A 15431-nucleotide genomic window follows, 5' to 3' on the forward strand; every position below is an offset into this window, starting at 1 on the left:
TCCGCTTTGCTTCGTTCAGGATGACGGTCTTCGACCGTATGAGCTTCGCTGGTTTGCGAAGCTGGTTTGGGTTCCATCGTCTGAAAGGTTGAGATGTTGTGCTGTATGAGAAATTGTCGGGATTCTTCGCTTCGCTCAGAATGACAGGTGCATTGCGTGTTGATTCGCATTAGCGAACACAGGTGCGCAGGTAGGCGTGGGTCATGTTGAGTAGTTGTTCGCGAACTGCGGACAGAAATTTTTGTGTGGGTTTGTCTTCGAGCAGGCGACGCGTGACGCCAGTGATGCAGCAGAGAACCATGGTGGCGATGAGCTCTGGTTCGCAGGTGAGACGTTCCGTTGCTGTACTGAAGAGTGCCGTGGTGCTGCGATGCGCTCGGTTGCCGACGTTGCGTGCGATGCGCATACCGTCTACGTCTGATGCAATGGCGTAGAGACTGGCGCTGTTGTTGACGTCGTTGAGCTTGACTTCGAGATACGTGTCGATGAGTGCGGTGGCTTGATCGAAGATGCTGCGGTTGCGTGCGGATTTGCAGATGTCTTCCACGGCGGCGATGACGTGATCCATGTGGCGGCGTAGCGTGGCTTGCAGAAGTGCGCTCTTATTGGGGAAGTATTGGTAGAGCGTGCCTACGGAAACTCCGGCGCGATGCGCGACGAGTGTGGTGGTAAGTTTCTCTTTGCCCACGCTGACCAGAACCTGAAGCGTGGCCTGCAGAATGGCGTCGACTGTGGCTTCCGAACGCGACTGAACTGGCGTCTTTCTTGGCTGAAATGCGATGGCGGCGGTGGCTGGCAAATGCGAACTCCAAAGCTGAAGGTTTCTTCATCTAAGTGTACGTGCCGCGATTTGTGGCTTTTCAGGAGATTTGAGCGATGAGTGCAGGGACGTTTGTTCTGGGTGATGTTGCGGTAAACCGCATGGGCTATGGTGCGATGCAGTTGGCGGGGCCGGGTGTGTGGGGACCGCCGAAGGATCGTGCAGCGGCTGAGGCTGTGTTGCGTGAGGCTGTGGCTTCCGGTGTGAATCATATTGACACCAGCGATTTCTACGGGCCGCATACAGTGAATGCGCTGCTGCGCGAAGTGCTGCATCCTTACGACGGTTTGACTGTGGTGACGAAGGTGGGTGCTCGTCGCGGTGAGGATAAGAGCTGGCTGAATGCGCAGAGTGTTGCCGAGTTGCAGAGCGCCGTGGAAGACAACCTGCGCAATTTGAAAGTGGATGCGTTGGATGTGGTGAATCTGCGGCTGTGGGGCGCGGATGGCCATTCCGTCAATGAGGAGTCGATTGCGGAGCGGTTTGAAGCGTTGGCGAAGCTGCGTGAGCAGGGCAAGATCCAACATCTTGGATTGAGCCATACGTCGCGTGTGCAGGTGGAAGAGGCTCTTACGATTGCGCCGGTGGTGTGCGTGCAGAACCTGTATAACCTGGCGCATCGTGAGGATGATGCGTTGGTTGATTGGCTTGCGGAGAAGGGGATTGCGTATGTGCCTTACTTCCCGCTGGGTGGGTTTACGCCATTGCAGTCATCTGCGCTTTCCGATGTTGCAGACGAGTTGAAGGTTACGCCTATGCAGGTGGCTTTGGCGTGGTTGTTGCAGCGGTCTTCGAACATCCTGTTGATTCCGGGGACGTCTTCGGTGGGGCATCTGAAGGAGAATCTTGCGGCTGGTTCCTTGGAGTTGAGCGCGGATGTGGTGGCTCGGTTGGATGGGATTGGGGCGAAGGGATAGAGCGGGCCTTTGGCCCTTGGATTTCAGGGCCAATCCTACCTAGGCCTTCGGCCTAGGCTAATATCTGGTCGCGCCTTTGGCGTTGGTGTACTGGCGATGCCTATGTCTTCGATCAAAGATTTGGGCATCGCCATTTTGGGGGTCACGTTTTCGCTAGGGGAGTTGGGCGGCTTCCGCTTCGGGGTTCCAGTTGTCTTTGCCCTTTAAGAACTCGCGGGTTTCGAAGTGTTTGAGGTCGGCGGCGGTGAGTTTGCGTGCGTCGGGCGTACGGGTGGTGGGGCTGGCGCCGGGGCCGGTGGAGTTGTGCTCGGCGTAGAAGGCTGTCTTCAGGATGCCGCCGTTGTTCCAGTCAGACCAGCCTGCGGGTTCGAGACCTTTGTCGATGTTCGTGTTGATAAAGATTACGCGCGAGTAGTTACGCCAGGGGCGACCGAAGAAGACGCCGTGGGCGGTTTTGTGCGCGGCGTTGTCCGTCATGGCTGTGCCGTCGGCGCCGGGTGCGAAGGTGAGATGGCTGTCGCGGATGACGTAGCCGGTGGGTTCGGTTTCGCTGAGGCGGCTTTGCGCGGTGATGTAGCCCGGCGCCACGGTGTGGAACTCGGTTTTGCTGAAGACGGCGGCTGCGTTGCCGAAGACGTAATCGACGGCGCCTTCGATGTAGTCGTCTGTGTAAAACTGTCGGCCCCAGTTGGCGAAGAGCGTGTCCTGGTAGCCGAGGAAGCGGCAGTGCTTGAAGATCGCTTTGTCTGCGAGGACGGCGACGGCTACGGCCTGCCCCATATTACCTGCGGAGTTCTCAAAGGTGAGATTCGCTGCGCGGAAGCCGTCACCCAGGACTTCGACCGTTTGCGTGAAGAAGGTGCCGCCGCTTTGTTTTGCGAAGTGGTCCGAGGTGATGACGGTGTCTTCTGGTTTGCCGAGGCCGACGAGCGTGAGGTTGGGGCGGTTGCGGGGAATCCAGAGGCGCTCATGGTACGTGCCGGGTGTGATGCGGATGGTCACGCGGCCACCGGTGCCGGGTTCCGGGGTATGGTCGATGGCGTTCTGGATGGTGGGATAGACGTCTGGGCCGTTGGGCTTTGCGCCCGGTTGGACGAGGACCGTGACATCTTGCGCGTGGGACGCGAATGGGGCTGCGAGGGCGGTGAGGAGGATGAGGCTCGAAACGTTTCGCATGGGGTTAGTAAAGCAGCGAGTCAGCGGGTCAGCAAGTGAGCGAGTCAGCTTGGTGTTCCTACAGTGTTAGCCCAAAAGGTGATGAGGCTGTGGTCGCTGCTGACATCGTTGGGATTCTTCGTTTCACCCAGAATGGCGGCTCGTCTCGAGATGCGATGAGTAAAAAGTGTTCCAAGGTAAGTGATTGCAGAGAAGGAGGATAGAGGTGGGTGGGCGATCTTCGGACAGAAGGGGACGCTAAAGATTGCTGGACAATAATAATTCTTGTTCAATAGGTTTGTGGGTTTTTGTGCTTTTGGGAAATTTTGAGTGTTGCAACACCCCTCCAGAACAAAAGAAGCCATTCAGAACAAGGAGATCATGACCATGCTTGCTATCGGCGAACAGTTTCCCGACTTCCGCGTAACCGCGGTGGTTTCCCGCGATAAGAACAATGCCTTCCAGACCATCGACAACAAGACCTATGAGGGCAAGTGGCTCTGCGTGTTTGCGTGGCCGAAAGACTTCACCTTTGTCTGCCCGACCGAGATTGCTGCGTTTGGCAAGCTGAACCGTGAGTTTGCGGATCGCGACTGCCAGATCCTGGGCCTGTCGATTGACAGCGAGTTTGTGCACCTGGCGTGGCGCAACAACCACGACGACCTGAAGGACCTGCCGTTCCCCATGCTGGCGGACATCAAGCGCGACCTGTGCGGTCAGCTTGGCATTCTGGATGAGAAGGAAGGCGTTGCGCAGCGTGCGACGTTCCTGGTGGATCCGCAGGGTGTGATCCGCTTCGTGTATGTGACGGACCTGTCGGTGGGCCGTAACCCGCAGGAGGTTCTGCGTGTGCTGGATGCTCTGCAGACCGATGAGCTTTGCCCCTGCAACTGGCAGAAGGGCGAAGAGACCATTAACGCTTAGTTCGGTTACCTAACGAAATGAAACTCGCGGGTCGCAGAGCGTTTCTGTGGCCCGCTTCTTCCAGCGGCTTGTTCTATGTGCTGCGGAAAGGAATGTTTGTATGTCTCTTGATGCTTTGATTGACTCGCTTCCGGATTATGCGAAGGATCTTCGTCTGAATTACTCGTCGCTGGTGCGGAACAACACTGAACTGACGAAGCAGCAGCTGTGGGGAACCGTGGTGGCTTCTGCGGTGGCTACGCGGAATGCTGCGTTGACGGCGGCTGTTGTGGCGGAGGCTGCGAATCATCTTTCGCCTGTGGAGCTGGACGCGGCGAAGGCCGCTGCAGCCATCATGGGGATGAACAACATCTACTATCGCTTTCATCACCTGTCGTCGAATGAGAAGTACAGCACGCTGCCTGCGAAGCTGCGCATGAATGTGCTGCGTTCGCACGGTGTGGACCACAATGATTTTGAGCTGTGGTCGTTGGCTGTTTCTGCGATCAATGGCTGTGGCAAGTGCGTGGACAGCCATGAGAATGTGGTGCGGCAGAAGGGCGTGACGGAAGAGACGATTGCTGCGGTGATTCGTGTATGCTCCGTGGTTCACGCGATTGGGCCAGTGCTGGAAGAGAAGGCTGCTACGGCTGCTTAACTTATTGCGCACAATGAAAACTCCGCGGCTCTCTGTCGCGGCGTTTTTGTTTTGATCACGATGTTCGTGAAGTTACTGCATGACGGAGAGGAACTGCGACCATGGGCCAATCTCTGGTTTGAGACGCCGTGCGAGTGTGCGATGAATTTGCACGAGGTGCGCCTGGTCATGTGCGGCCCACGTGGCGAGTAGTTGATGTGCTGTGGTTTCGCCGAGCGTTGGATGCAGGCCGCGCAGGGTGAGATGGTGGGCTTGCAGATTGAGCTCGCGTAAATCCTTCAGGCTCTCTTCGCGCACTTTGCGGAACTCATCCAGTAATTGATCCATGCCTTTTCCGGCGCTCTTTGTGAATTGCGCTTCGCGATCAAAGGGATCGAATGGGAGGCTGGTGCCATGTTGCAGGATGCGCTGCAAGCGCGGCATCCAGTCTTCTTCTTCCGCGTGAATCATGTGTCCCACAACAACGAGCGGGCTCCACTTGCCTTCGCCTTCGGTTGCGTTGATCCATTCATCGGGCAGGCCGCGGAGTTGTGCTTCCAGCGCTGCGGGTGTGCGTTCGAGAAGAGGCAGGATCGATGTCAATAGGTCTTGGCTCATGAGATTGTTATGGCTCTTTCGTTTTTGGATGAAGCAGAGACGCCGCGGATTCACCGCGGCGTCTTTATTGTTGCTGCTCGATGCGAGTTACATGTTCTCGATCATCTTGCTGGCAAATTCGCTGGTTTTGACTTTGGTCGCGCCCTGCATCTGGCGCTCGAAGTCATAAGTGACGAACTTCTGCTGGATGGTCTTTTCCATGCTGTTTTCAATGAGGCGTGCGGCTTCGCTCCAGCCGAGGAAGTCGAACATCATGACGCCACTCAGCATGACGCTGCCGGGGTTGATGACGTCGAGGTCCGCGTATTTTGGAGCGGTGCCGTGTGTTGCTTCGAAGCAGGCGAAACCATCGCCAATGTTGGCGCCCGGAGCGATGCCGAGACCGCCGACCTGCGCGGCTGCGGCGTCAGAGATGTAGTCGCCGTTGAGGTTGGTGGTGGCGAGCACGCTGTAGTCGCTGGGGCGGATGATGATCTGCTGGAAGATGGAGTCGGCGATGCGGTCGTTGATCATGATCTTCGACTTCCACTTGCCGTTGCCGTGCGTTGCGCCGACTTTGGCGATAACGTCTTTCACTTCCGCAACGACGGAATCTCCGAATTCTTTAGGAGCAAATTCGATGCCGGGTTCGATGAGTGCGGCGTTCTCTTCCGCGGTGAGATTCGGGTTCTGCTCCAGGTTGCCGAGGATCCAGCTTTCGCGTTCCGTGACAATCTGATCGCGGAACTCTTCCGTGGCAACTTCATAGCCCCACTCGCGGAAGGCACCTTCGGTGAACTTCTGGATGTTGCCCTTGTGCACCAGCGTGACTGTCTTGCGGCCATTGGCGATGGCGAACTGAACCGCTGCACGCACAAGTCGCTTGGAGCCAGTGATGGAGATGGGTTTGATACCGATTCCGGAGTCAGTGCGGATTTTCTTTTTGCCGCCTTTGAGCATGGTGTCGTTGAAGAACTCGATGACCTGCTTTGCTTCCGGTGTGCCTTCGCGGAACTCGATGCCTGCGTAGATGTCTTCGGTGTTTTCGCGGAAGAGAACGACGTCGAGTTTTTCAGGATGCTTCACGGGACTGGGTACGCCCTGGTAGTACTTCACGGGACGCACGCATTGATACAGGTCCATGAGCTGACGCAGTGCAACGTTGAGTGAACGGATGCCGCCGCCGACCGGCGTGGTCAGCGGTCCTTTGATGGAGACGCGGAAATCAACGGTGGCCTTGACGGTGTCTTCTGGAAGCCAGTTCTGTGTCTGGCGATATGCCTTCTCACCGGCGAGGACTTCAAACCAGTAGACTTTGCGCTTGCCACCGTAGGCTTTTTCCACGGCCGCATCGAAGACACGTTGCGATGCCTTCCAGATGTCGCGTCCGGTGCCGTCGCCCTCAATGTAGGGAATGATCGGATTGTCAGGAACGGTGAAGTTGCCGTTGGAGTACTCGATTGCCTTGCCTTCGGTCGGGACAGCAATGCCGTTGTAGCTTGTCTGCATGATGAGAATCGCTCCGTGAATTGCCCTGCAAAGATGGCTGTCTGGCAACGCGAAAAAGCGGGGCGCTGCAGACGCAGGACACTATAGACTGCACGGCAAACGACCGGCTAGCCTCTGCGCTGTGCGGAAATGCACAGTTAGCGATAAACATAAGAAAAGGCCCGGAAATCCGGGCCTTCTTTTAACCGTGGGTTTACGGTCTACAGGTTTTCAATCACGCGATCAGAGAATGCCGTGGTGCCCACCTGCGTGGAACCGGGCATGTTCTTAGCGAAGTCGACCGTGACGTACTTCTGGCGGATGGTCTCTTCCATCGCCTTTTCCACGCGGTCTGCGGCTTCTCCCCAACCGATGAGGCGCAGCAGCATGGCGCCGGAGAGGATCACGGAGCCAGGGTTGACGACGTCCTGATCCGCAAGACGCGGTGCAGTGCCGTGTGTTGCTTCAAAGACGGCGTAGCCATCGCCGATGTTGGAGCCGGGAGCGATGCCGAGTCCGCCAACCTGTGCTGCAGCGGCGTCGGAAAGATAGTCGCCGTTAAGGTTGGTGGTGGCCATTACGTCGTATTCCGCAGGCTTCATCAGCAGGTCCTGGAACATGGCATCGCAGATGCGGTCGTTGACGAGGATGAGGTTCTTCCACTTGCCGTTGCCGTGGGTTGCGCCGATCTTTGCGATGACGTCCTTCACTTCGGCGACGATCTTTTCGCCGAATGCAGCAGGAGCGAAGTCGATGCCGGGTTCGACGATCTTTGCGATCGCTTCCGGTGTGATGTTGGGATCTTTGTCGAGCGCAGCAAGAATCCAGCATTCGCGTTCGGTAACGATCTTGTCGCGGAATTCGGTGGTGGCCACTTCATAGCCCCACTCACGGAAAGCACCTTCTGTGAACTTCTGAATGTTGCCCTTGTGGACGATGGTCATGACCTTGCGGTTGTGATCCACCGCGTATTGCAGTGCCGCGCGCACAAGGCGTGAGGAGCCGAGTTCGCTGATGGGCTTGAGGCCGATGCCCGCATCATCCCGCAGCTTCTTCTTGGTGTTGCCAAGGAGTTCGGTGTTTACGAAATCGCGCAGCTTTTTTACTTCGAGCGAGCCGGCCTTGAATTCGATGCCCGCGTAGATGTCTTCCGTGTTTTCGCGGAAGATGACCACGTCGACGTCATCAGCGTTGTTCACGGGGCTGGGCACACCGGGGTAATGCTTCACCGGGCGCACGCACTGGTACAGGTCCATGGTCTGACGCAGCGTTACGTTCAGGCTGCGGATGCCACCGCCGATGGGCGTGGTGAGCGGTCCTTTGATGGAGACGCGGAAGTCGAGGCAGGCCTGCACGGTGTCCTGCGGCAGCCAGTCGTTGTGCAGGCGGTATGCTTTTTCACCCGCGAGAATTTCGTACCACTCCACGCGACGCTTGCCTTCGTAGCTCTTGGCAACTGCGGCATCGAGAACGCGGCGCGCGTTCTTCCAGATATCGCGGCCCGCACCATCGCCTTCAATGAACGGGATGATGGGTGTGTCCGGCACAACGTATGCGCCGTTTTCATAGGTGATTGCTTTTCCATTCACAGGAAGGGCGATGCCGTTATAGCTGGTTTGCACGTTGAATCTCACTCCGTTGCGAGGGTGTTCCCAGCGGCGATTTTCGCCGCGGACGTTCACCTTTCAGTGTATCGGGTTTGGCGGATGAAGGGCGAAGGGCAGGTGTGTTGTTGGCTTGATTTGGCCCTGTTTAGGCGGTTATCGAATGATTTCCTGTAAGCACAGGGAGGGTAGGAGCTGGCAAGGTCCCACCCTTTCGCAAAGTCGGATTTGGCTTTGCTTTAGTCAGCGCCGGGTTTCTGGACTGTATCGACTACGAAGACGTCTACCGGGCCTCTGGTGGCTTTGAGTTCCAGGCCGAGTTGTTCGCGCATGGCGGTAAAAAGGCCCGGGGCTGCATCGCCTTCTGGTGCTTTGATCTGATCGGGTAGCCAGTGGAGAGTGAAGTCGTAGCGACCGGTCAGGCCGGTTTCATCGACCACTGGACGATCTGCAAAGTGCTGTATTCCCAGCAGAAGAAAATCGGACATGGTGCTGTTGGTGAACGTCATCGTCTGGCCGTCTGCGCCGGGGTGGCCGCCTTGGTGGGGCAGGTTGTCCTTGGTCCACGTGGTTTTGGAGAACTTGATTCCGCCGGGCACGATGCGCAATGCGTAGTCGGGAAGGTCGCGCTTGGCTTTGTGCATGTGTAGGCCGAAACGCTCTTCCAGCAGGTTCTGCAACAGGTGTTGGTACTGAACGAGGTTGGGTTCGCCTTCCACGTCGGGAACTCCATCCACATCGAAGAATGCAGTGCTGACCCAGTCGGGCGCATCGACCACCTGCTTGGGGTGGATGGAGTAGGCGAAGATGATGATGTTCAGGACAGACTCGCGCATCAGCTTGATGTGCCGTCCCTGAAGGTCAAAGCCCTGGCGGGTCTCGTCGGGAGGTGCGGACTTTACTGTCACCACTTCAAAGCGGGGCTTTGCGTCGGGTGGCATGGACTGCTGCGCTTGCGCAGTCGCAGAGCAGAGGAGCGCCATTGCGACGGTTGCGGGCGCGAGCGTTTTCAGCAGCATTGTCTCTGTCTCCGAGGATTGTTCTAAGAGAGCAATACGGCGGGTGGCAGTTGGTGGTTCCACCGATTTTGCGTGCTTTCCATCGCTGCGGTTGTACATTCAATGCAAGCCCATGAAGAAGATTGTTGCTGCTACTTTGTTTGCCCTGTCCACGTCTGCCTTTGCGCAGAAGATTGAAGTGTCGCTGCCTGCTGCTGCACAGCACGGCCATTTGGTCGTTGTGTTTGCGAAGGATGGCAAGTCGGAACCGCGCATGCAGATGGACGAGCAGTATCGGTCGGCGCAGGGATTCGGTGTGGATGTGGGAATCGATGGCATTCCGTCGGCGAAGACTGTGACAGTGGATGCGAAGACGTTTGGTTATCCTCTGCGGTCGCTGACGGATATTCCTGCGGGCGATTACTTTGTGCAGGGCGTCTTCAATGTGTATGAGCAGTTTCATCTGGCGAATGGAAAATCGCCGTGGCTGCCGCCGGACAAGGGCGAAGGGCAGAAATGGAATCGCAAGCCGGGCAATGCTTATTCGAAGCCGGTGAAGGTGCATTTTGATGGCAAGGCAAACTCCACGATCAAACTGACGCTGGACCAGACGATTCCAGAGATTAAGGGAACGAAGCAGGACCCGGAAGTGATTGCGCAGGACCCGGCGACGAGCAAGTGGCTGAAGTACATGCGCTTCAAGTCAGAGAAGCTGTCGAAGTTCTGGGGCCGCGATATGTATCTGGGCGCGTGGGTGCTGCTGCCGGAGGGCTTTGACGAGCATCCCGATGCGCATTATCCGTTGGTCGTTTGGCAGGGACATTACAGTGCAGGCATGCAGCCTGCATTCACCGCAGTTGTGGGTGGTGGTGGGCGTCGTGGCGACAGTGGCTATCGTTTTTTTCAGGACTGGACCACAGGCCGTTTGCCGCGAGCGATTGTGCTGTATGTGCAGAATGCGAACCCGTATTACGACGATTCGTATGACGTAGATTCCGCGAACGTGGGGCCTTATGGTTCGGCAATCAACGATGAGTTGATTCCGGCGGTGGAGGCGAAGTATCGCGGCATTGGCGCGGGATGGGCGCGTGCCACGGCGGGTGGATCGACCGGTGGATGGGAGGCGATTGCCACGCAGGTCTTCTATCCCGATGGTTACAACGGCACATGGGGCGCTTGCCCTGATCCGGTAGATTTTCACGCGTACCAGAACATCAACCTGTACGACGATCCGAATGCTTTCTTTCGTCACGGCGACTTTGGCAGTGTGCCGGTGCCTGCGGATCGCAAGCCGGATGGTTCCATCCTGGCGAACACAAGCGATGAGTTTGCCTTTGAGTATGTGCTGGGAACGCATGGGCGATCCACGGAACAGTGGGGCATCTGGCAGGCAGTGTTCTCGCCGCAGGACAAGGATGGTTACCCTGTCGACGTTCTCGATCCCATCACCGGCGAGATTCATAAGGACGTTGTGAAGTACTGGCAGGAGCATTACGACATCAACGCGATTCTGAAGCGCGACTGGTCCACGCTGGGGCCGAAGGTGGAAGGGAAGATGCACATTGCCGTGGGCGATGGCGATACGTACTTCCTGAACAACGCGGTGCATCTGCTGGATAACCAGCTGAAGCTGACGCGGAATCCTCGCTCGGATGCGGAGTTTCAGTATGGGCCGGGTATGCCGCATTGCTACACCGGCGGCCCGAGCGAGTACACCATGCAGCAAAACAATGCGAACTGGATTCAGCGGTTGCTGCCGTTGATGACGGAGCACATGAAGCAGACGGCTCCGGCTGGTGCGGATGTGAAGAGTTGGGTTTACTAATGGCGATACATCGCGGGCAAACAGTCCTCAGCCATACTGGTATTCAGACTGTATGACGAAAGCTGTTCTTCTTTTGGAATGCCCAGACCGCAAGGGGCTGGTGGCTGCGATCATGAATTTTCTGGTCGCAGAGTATGACGCCAACATCCTTCACGCGGGACAACATCAGGACGCGGAGCTTGGTCGCTTCTTCATGCGCATCGAGTTTGAGCCTTCTGCAGGACTGCCCATTCAACATTTCGGGGAACGATTCGCCCGCGTCGCTGCCGAATTCCAGATGCGCTGGACGCTGGCGGAGTCAGGGAAACGGCATCGGGTGTGTCTGTTTGTGTCACAGCATCTTCACTGCCTGGCTGACCTGTTGCAGCGATACAAAGCAGGCGAGTTGGACTGCGAAATTCCGTTGATCATCGGCAATCACGCCGATGGCGAAGGGCTGGCGCAGTTTTATGGCATCCCGTTTCATCATCTGCCTGTGCGTAATGGCGATAAGGCATTCGTAGAGGCGGAACAGCAACGGTTGCTGCGCGAGTATGACGTGGATCTGGTGGTGCTGGCGCGGTACATGCAGATTCTGTCGGCGGAGTTTGTGGCGCAGTGGCCTGCGCAAATCATCAATGTGCATCATTCGTTTTTGCCAGCTTTCGTGGGGTCGAAACCGTATCACGCCGCGTTTCAGCGTGGCGTGAAGCTGATTGGGGCGACAAGCCACTATGTGACGGCCGATCTGGATGAGGGACCCATCATTGAGCAGGATGTGATGCGCGTGACACAGGGAGATACCATTCCTGACCTGGTGCGCAAAGGGCGCGATCTGGAGCGGGTAGTGCTGTCGCGCGCGGTTCGATGGCATCTGGAGCACCGGATTCTGCACTATGACAACAAGACCGTAATCTTTGACTAAAACCGGTCTCGCGAAGCAGGGTATGCTGGCCGGTTCGTGGTCAGCGGCCCATTTCGGAACCGATGAGGACATTTCCGGTAAACTGTAAGGCAGTATGTCGACTGCAGTTGCCACACCTCCGACCCTGGAACTCAAGCCTGGCCACCGGCCCATGCCGCTTCGTCGGCGCTGGAAGGCGGCCACGCGCCGCATGCGGGAGTTGTTGGGAATTGGCCATGCGCTGCTCTCGACCGGCCACCCGTACATGGCGCAGATTGTGCCCATGCGGCGCTGTAACCTGGCCTGCACGTATTGCAACGAGTACGATGACCATTCCGCGCCCACGCCGCTGGATGAGATGTTGCGCCGTATCGACCATTTGGGACGGCTTGGTACGACCGTGATCACCATCTCCGGTGGTGAGCCGTTGATGCACCCCGATCTGGACGAGATCATCAAGCGCATCCGCAAGACCGGCGCCCTGGCCGGCATGATCACGAACGGCTACTACCTGAACAAGGAACGCATCGAGCGGCTGAACAAGGCTGGCCTCGACCACATGCAGATTTCCATCGACAACGTGATGCCTGACTCCGTGTCGAAGAAGTCACTCAAGGTTCTGGATCAGCGCCTGATCTGGCTGGCCGAATACGCCGATTTCCATGTGAACATTAACTCCGTGGTGGGTGGCGGCGTCGCCAATCCGCAGGATGCGTTCACCGTGTCCAGCCGCGCTCTGGGGCTTGGTTTCTCGTCGACCATCGGCATCATTCACGATGGCAGCGGCCAGTTGAAGCCGCTGGGTGGCGAAGAGCGCACCGTGTGGGAGCGTGTCCGCAAGCTGACACGGCGCAGCTACTCACGGTTTAACCACTTCCAGGAAGCCATTGCCAACGGGCAACCGAACGATTGGCGCTGCCGTGCTGGTGGGCGCTATCTCTATGTTTGCGAAAACGGGCTGGTGCATTACTGCAGCCAGCAGCGCGGCTATCCTGCGACTCCTCTGGCGGACTACACGACCGCCGATGTGAAGCGGGAGTTCCTGACGGAGAAGGGCTGCGCACCGAACTGCACTATCTCGTGCGTCCACCAGGTAAGCTACATCGACCACTGGCGCGCCCCGCAGACGTCACAGATTACGCCACCGACCGCGCACAACGGTCATGGTGATCTGGTGCAGATCACTTAGTCATCAAGTCAGAATTGAAAAAGCCAGCGATGTCGATCGCTGGCTTTTTCTTTGCATTGCGGAGAGGTTGAGGCTTACACCTGGCCGACATAATGGAATGGGCGGAGGCGGTTGGTTCTCCAAAAGTAGGCCAGAATAATCACGCTGGCCACGGCAGCGTAGGCGCACCAGACGGACGTGAAAGCATAGCGCTTGACCGCCATTACGGTGAGCAGGATGACAACGTTTGCTCCGCCGAAAAGGATCATGTCCTGGTTTTCTGAAGCAAAGAGCGATCCGCACGTCGCAATCACGTAGAGCACCGCAACGGTTGTGTAGTTGGTGGCCTGGTTGATGTAGACGATGCTGTGTTGCTGTGCGAAGACCTGTGTGGGGTAGGACGCCAGCGCCCAGAGTGTATACAGCGTAAGGCCGAAACCGAGGATGACGAAGGGCAGCATGGCTCGTCTTCGTTGTGCTGTGCGTTCGAAAAGCATGACGCTGAGCGGAACGAGCGCTGGCAATAGACCCTGCGCGTACAACATGAAGGCTGCTCCAGCGCCGTGCTGAACCGCAGGAGAAAGTATGCCATCGATTCCCAGCCAGACAAAGCCTTCCGTGAACTGATGAATGGCGAAGAGGAGTGGGAGCGAAGCAAACAAGAGTTCGCGCCGATGTTTGACGTGCAGCAGTGTGGCAACACCCAAACCACCGAGCACACCGCTACCTACAAAGTTTGCCGCTGCGGAAAAGCACATGGAGCACATCATAGGTGCTTCAAGGCAGATATCCATGCAATGGCAGTCGCTTTTTGTACCCGAGTGGCTGAATCGGCTACAGCACAGTGCATTCGCTGAGAGTCACGGAAGCTCCGAGACGCAACGTGTTGTGAATTTCGGCGACAGTGTCGGTGTGGCGCATCAGGTCGAGGACTTCTTCTTGTGTTGCATTGGCTTTTACTGCGGCGCTGTACTGAATCTCTTTTGCGGGTTCGCCCTTGCCGCCGAAATGGCCCGTGACTTCCACTTGCACTGAGGTGACGTCGATGCCGCGTTCTTTGGCTTCGCGATAGACGTCGTTGCAGTAACAGGTGGCGAGCGCGAGGAAAAGCAGTTCACCCCCGTTGACCGCGGAACCCTGTCCCTCTGCTTTGGCAGAGATGGCGAGCTGTTGTTCTTTGCCTGAAGTTTGTACTGAGGCGCTGTGCTTTCCGCAGTCGTTGATAACAGTTGCTGAAATGATCATTGGCCTTCCCTCATCTTAAGTACGGATAAAGGAAGGCCAATGGTGATTCAAGCCGGTTTATTTTGTAAGCCACATGCCGTCAGGGTATTTGCCTGCGGGGACGGTCTTCACGGTCTCGCCTTTGACGAGGTCGATCTTTGCCAGCGAGTTCATTTTGGGCGAGGATGCGTAAGCCCACTTGCTGTCTGGTGAGACCACAATCTCATTCAGGCCAGCGATGCTGGGGATAGTCCTGGTGACTTCGAGTGTCTTCAGGTCAACGACCGCGATGTTCTGCTGGTTTGCCATGGCAACGAGAAGGTATTTGCCATCAGGCGTTGGTGTGGAACCGTAGCCAACGGCGGGTAGCTTCACGCGCTTCTTGATGGTGTCAGTCTTCGTGTCGATCACAACGAGGTCGGGTGTGGTCTGGTCCGCGGTGAAGATGTACGCGCCGTCATTAGAGCAGGAGAGGCGCTGCGTGTTGTCGGAGATGGGGATGACCTTGATCAGTTTGCGGTTGGGGACGTCCATCACGGAGACACTGCCGGGGTGCACGTTAGCGGAGTAGAGCTTCTTGCCGCCAGGCAACAGGGTGATCATGTGCGATTGTTCCGCGCCGGTGGGCACTTCGCCGATGATTTTCCCGGTCTTGGGATCGATGATGGCTGCGGCTTTATCGAGTTCGGCGGAGACGAGGAAGGTGCCGTTGGTGGAATTCCAGATGGGCCGGTGTGGGCGCACGCCGTGGGGGAATTTGATGCTGCCGGTGAGCTTGCCGGTGGCGACGTCGTAGATATCGATGTGGTCACCGTCGGTGCCGGGGCGGCCTACACCGGCATTGCCATAGATGGGAACGAAGGCGGTCTTGCCGTCGGGAGTGGCCATTACTTCGTGGCCCGCGTCGTCGCTTTCCACTGTGGCACTGAGCTGTTCCAGGGTCACCGGATCGAATACGCGGAAGGTGTGGTCACGCTGTGAGGTGAGCAGCAAACGCGACTGCGCGGAGGCGGTGGCGATGGAGGTGACAGCAAGACAGAGCGGCAGGATCGTCCGGAGGTTGCGCATGGGAAGCGAGTATAGATGGTCTCGGTTGCCAGAGAACAGCACAGAATGGAAAGGACCTGGTCTGTGGCAGGTCCTTTCGCTGATTGAGCCTACTGGTTGGAGGAGAAAGAAGATTTAGCGTGTGTGCGCGTTGTGCTTGTCACG

At 57.3% G+C, this 15431-nt stretch carries 15 protein-coding genes; 6 read left to right on the forward strand and 9 right to left on the reverse strand.

Annotated features, from left to right (window positions below; all coding sequences use genetic code 11):
• Nucleotides 1-169 precede the first annotated feature (169 nt).
• Complete coding sequence (locus tag JAO32_RS08310; protein ID WP_334239372.1) at nucleotides 170-799, reverse strand: TetR/AcrR family transcriptional regulator; 630 nt, start codon at nucleotides 797-799, stop codon at nucleotides 170-172.
• Between the two features lie 77 nt (nucleotides 800-876).
• Between JAO32_RS08310 and JAO32_RS08315 the strand changes: the two genes are divergently transcribed.
• On the forward strand, nucleotides 877-1737 hold the full coding sequence (locus JAO32_RS08315) for an oxidoreductase (RefSeq protein WP_334239375.1): 861 nt from the start codon (nucleotides 877-879) through the stop codon (nucleotides 1735-1737).
• A 153-nt stretch (nucleotides 1738-1890) separates the two neighbouring features.
• On the opposite strand, the gene JAO32_RS08320 is transcribed toward JAO32_RS08315, so the two are convergent.
• Entirely contained in the window at nucleotides 1891-2913 is a 1023-nt protein-coding gene (locus JAO32_RS08320; protein WP_334239377.1) for a pectinesterase family protein, read from the reverse strand.
• A 360-nt stretch (nucleotides 2914-3273) separates the two neighbouring features.
• Between JAO32_RS08320 and JAO32_RS08325 the strand changes: the two genes are divergently transcribed.
• Together JAO32_RS08325 and JAO32_RS08330 are read left to right on the forward strand one after the other, a co-directional pair.
• Nucleotides 3274-3816, forward strand: a complete 543-nt coding sequence (locus tag JAO32_RS08325; protein ID WP_334239380.1) for a peroxiredoxin — start codon at nucleotides 3274-3276, stop codon at nucleotides 3814-3816.
• A gap of 100 nt (nucleotides 3817-3916) precedes the next feature.
• Nucleotides 3917-4453, forward strand: coding sequence for a carboxymuconolactone decarboxylase family protein (locus tag JAO32_RS08330; RefSeq protein WP_334239382.1), 537 nt, complete (start codon nucleotides 3917-3919; stop codon nucleotides 4451-4453).
• 72 nt (nucleotides 4454-4525) lie between these two features.
• On the opposite strand, the gene JAO32_RS08335 is transcribed toward JAO32_RS08330, so the two are convergent.
• The 4 genes from JAO32_RS08335 to JAO32_RS08350 all read right to left on the reverse strand — a co-directional run bounded on the left by JAO32_RS08335 (nucleotide 4526) and on the right by JAO32_RS08350 (nucleotide 9140).
• Entirely contained in the window at nucleotides 4526-5035 is a 510-nt protein-coding gene (locus JAO32_RS08335) for a DinB family protein (RefSeq protein WP_334239384.1), read from the reverse strand.
• Between the two features lie 102 nt (nucleotides 5036-5137).
• Nucleotides 5138-6538, reverse strand: coding sequence for an NADP-dependent isocitrate dehydrogenase (locus JAO32_RS08340; protein ID WP_334239387.1), 1401 nt, complete (start codon nucleotides 6536-6538; stop codon nucleotides 5138-5140).
• A gap of 200 nt (nucleotides 6539-6738) precedes the next feature.
• The gene (locus JAO32_RS08345) at nucleotides 6739-8139 is read right to left on the reverse strand and encodes an NADP-dependent isocitrate dehydrogenase (protein WP_334239389.1); all 1401 of its coding nucleotides are present in this window, start codon (nucleotides 8137-8139) and stop codon (nucleotides 6739-6741) included.
• A 221-nt stretch (nucleotides 8140-8360) separates the two neighbouring features.
• Nucleotides 8361-9140: a TIGR03435 family protein gene (locus JAO32_RS08350; protein WP_334239391.1), complete on the reverse strand. Its 780-nt coding sequence runs from the start codon at nucleotides 9138-9140 to the stop codon at nucleotides 8361-8363.
• 112 nt (nucleotides 9141-9252) lie between these two features.
• Between JAO32_RS08350 and JAO32_RS08355 the strand changes: the two genes are divergently transcribed.
• The 3 genes from JAO32_RS08355 to JAO32_RS08365 all read left to right on the forward strand — a co-directional run bounded on the left by JAO32_RS08355 (nucleotide 9253) and on the right by JAO32_RS08365 (nucleotide 13016).
• Nucleotides 9253-10944: an esterase gene (locus JAO32_RS08355; RefSeq protein WP_334239393.1), complete on the forward strand. Its 1692-nt coding sequence runs from the start codon at nucleotides 9253-9255 to the stop codon at nucleotides 10942-10944.
• Nucleotides 10945-11056: 112 nt separating this feature from the next.
• On the forward strand, nucleotides 11057-11848 hold the full coding sequence (purU, locus tag JAO32_RS08360) for a formyltetrahydrofolate deformylase (RefSeq protein ID WP_443082582.1): 792 nt from the start codon (nucleotides 11057-11059) through the stop codon (nucleotides 11846-11848).
• Nucleotides 11849-11942: 94 nt separating this feature from the next.
• A complete protein-coding gene (locus JAO32_RS08365) occupies nucleotides 11943-13016 on the forward strand; it encodes a radical SAM protein (protein WP_334239398.1) in 1074 nt (357 codons plus the stop codon).
• A 74-nt stretch (nucleotides 13017-13090) separates the two neighbouring features.
• Here JAO32_RS08365 and JAO32_RS08370 read toward each other — a convergent pair whose 3' ends face one another.
• The 3 genes from JAO32_RS08370 to JAO32_RS08380 all read right to left on the reverse strand — a co-directional run bounded on the left by JAO32_RS08370 (nucleotide 13091) and on the right by JAO32_RS08380 (nucleotide 15287).
• On the reverse strand, nucleotides 13091-13753 hold the full coding sequence (locus JAO32_RS08370) for a DUF6629 family protein (RefSeq protein ID WP_334239400.1): 663 nt from the start codon (nucleotides 13751-13753) through the stop codon (nucleotides 13091-13093).
• Between the two features lie 76 nt (nucleotides 13754-13829).
• Nucleotides 13830-14240 carry an OsmC family protein gene (locus JAO32_RS08375; RefSeq protein WP_334239402.1) on the reverse strand — a complete coding sequence of 137 codons (411 nt, stop codon included), beginning with the start codon at nucleotides 14238-14240 and terminating at the stop codon, nucleotides 13830-13832.
• A 57-nt stretch (nucleotides 14241-14297) separates the two neighbouring features.
• A complete protein-coding gene (locus tag JAO32_RS08380; protein ID WP_334239405.1) occupies nucleotides 14298-15287 on the reverse strand; it encodes a YVTN family beta-propeller repeat protein in 990 nt (329 codons plus the stop codon).
• Nucleotides 15288-15431: the final 144 nt, after the last annotated feature.

The sequence above is a fragment of the Terriglobus sp. ADX1 genome (assembly GCF_036877645.1).
Lineage (GTDB): Bacteria > Acidobacteriota > Terriglobia > Terriglobales > Acidobacteriaceae > Terriglobus.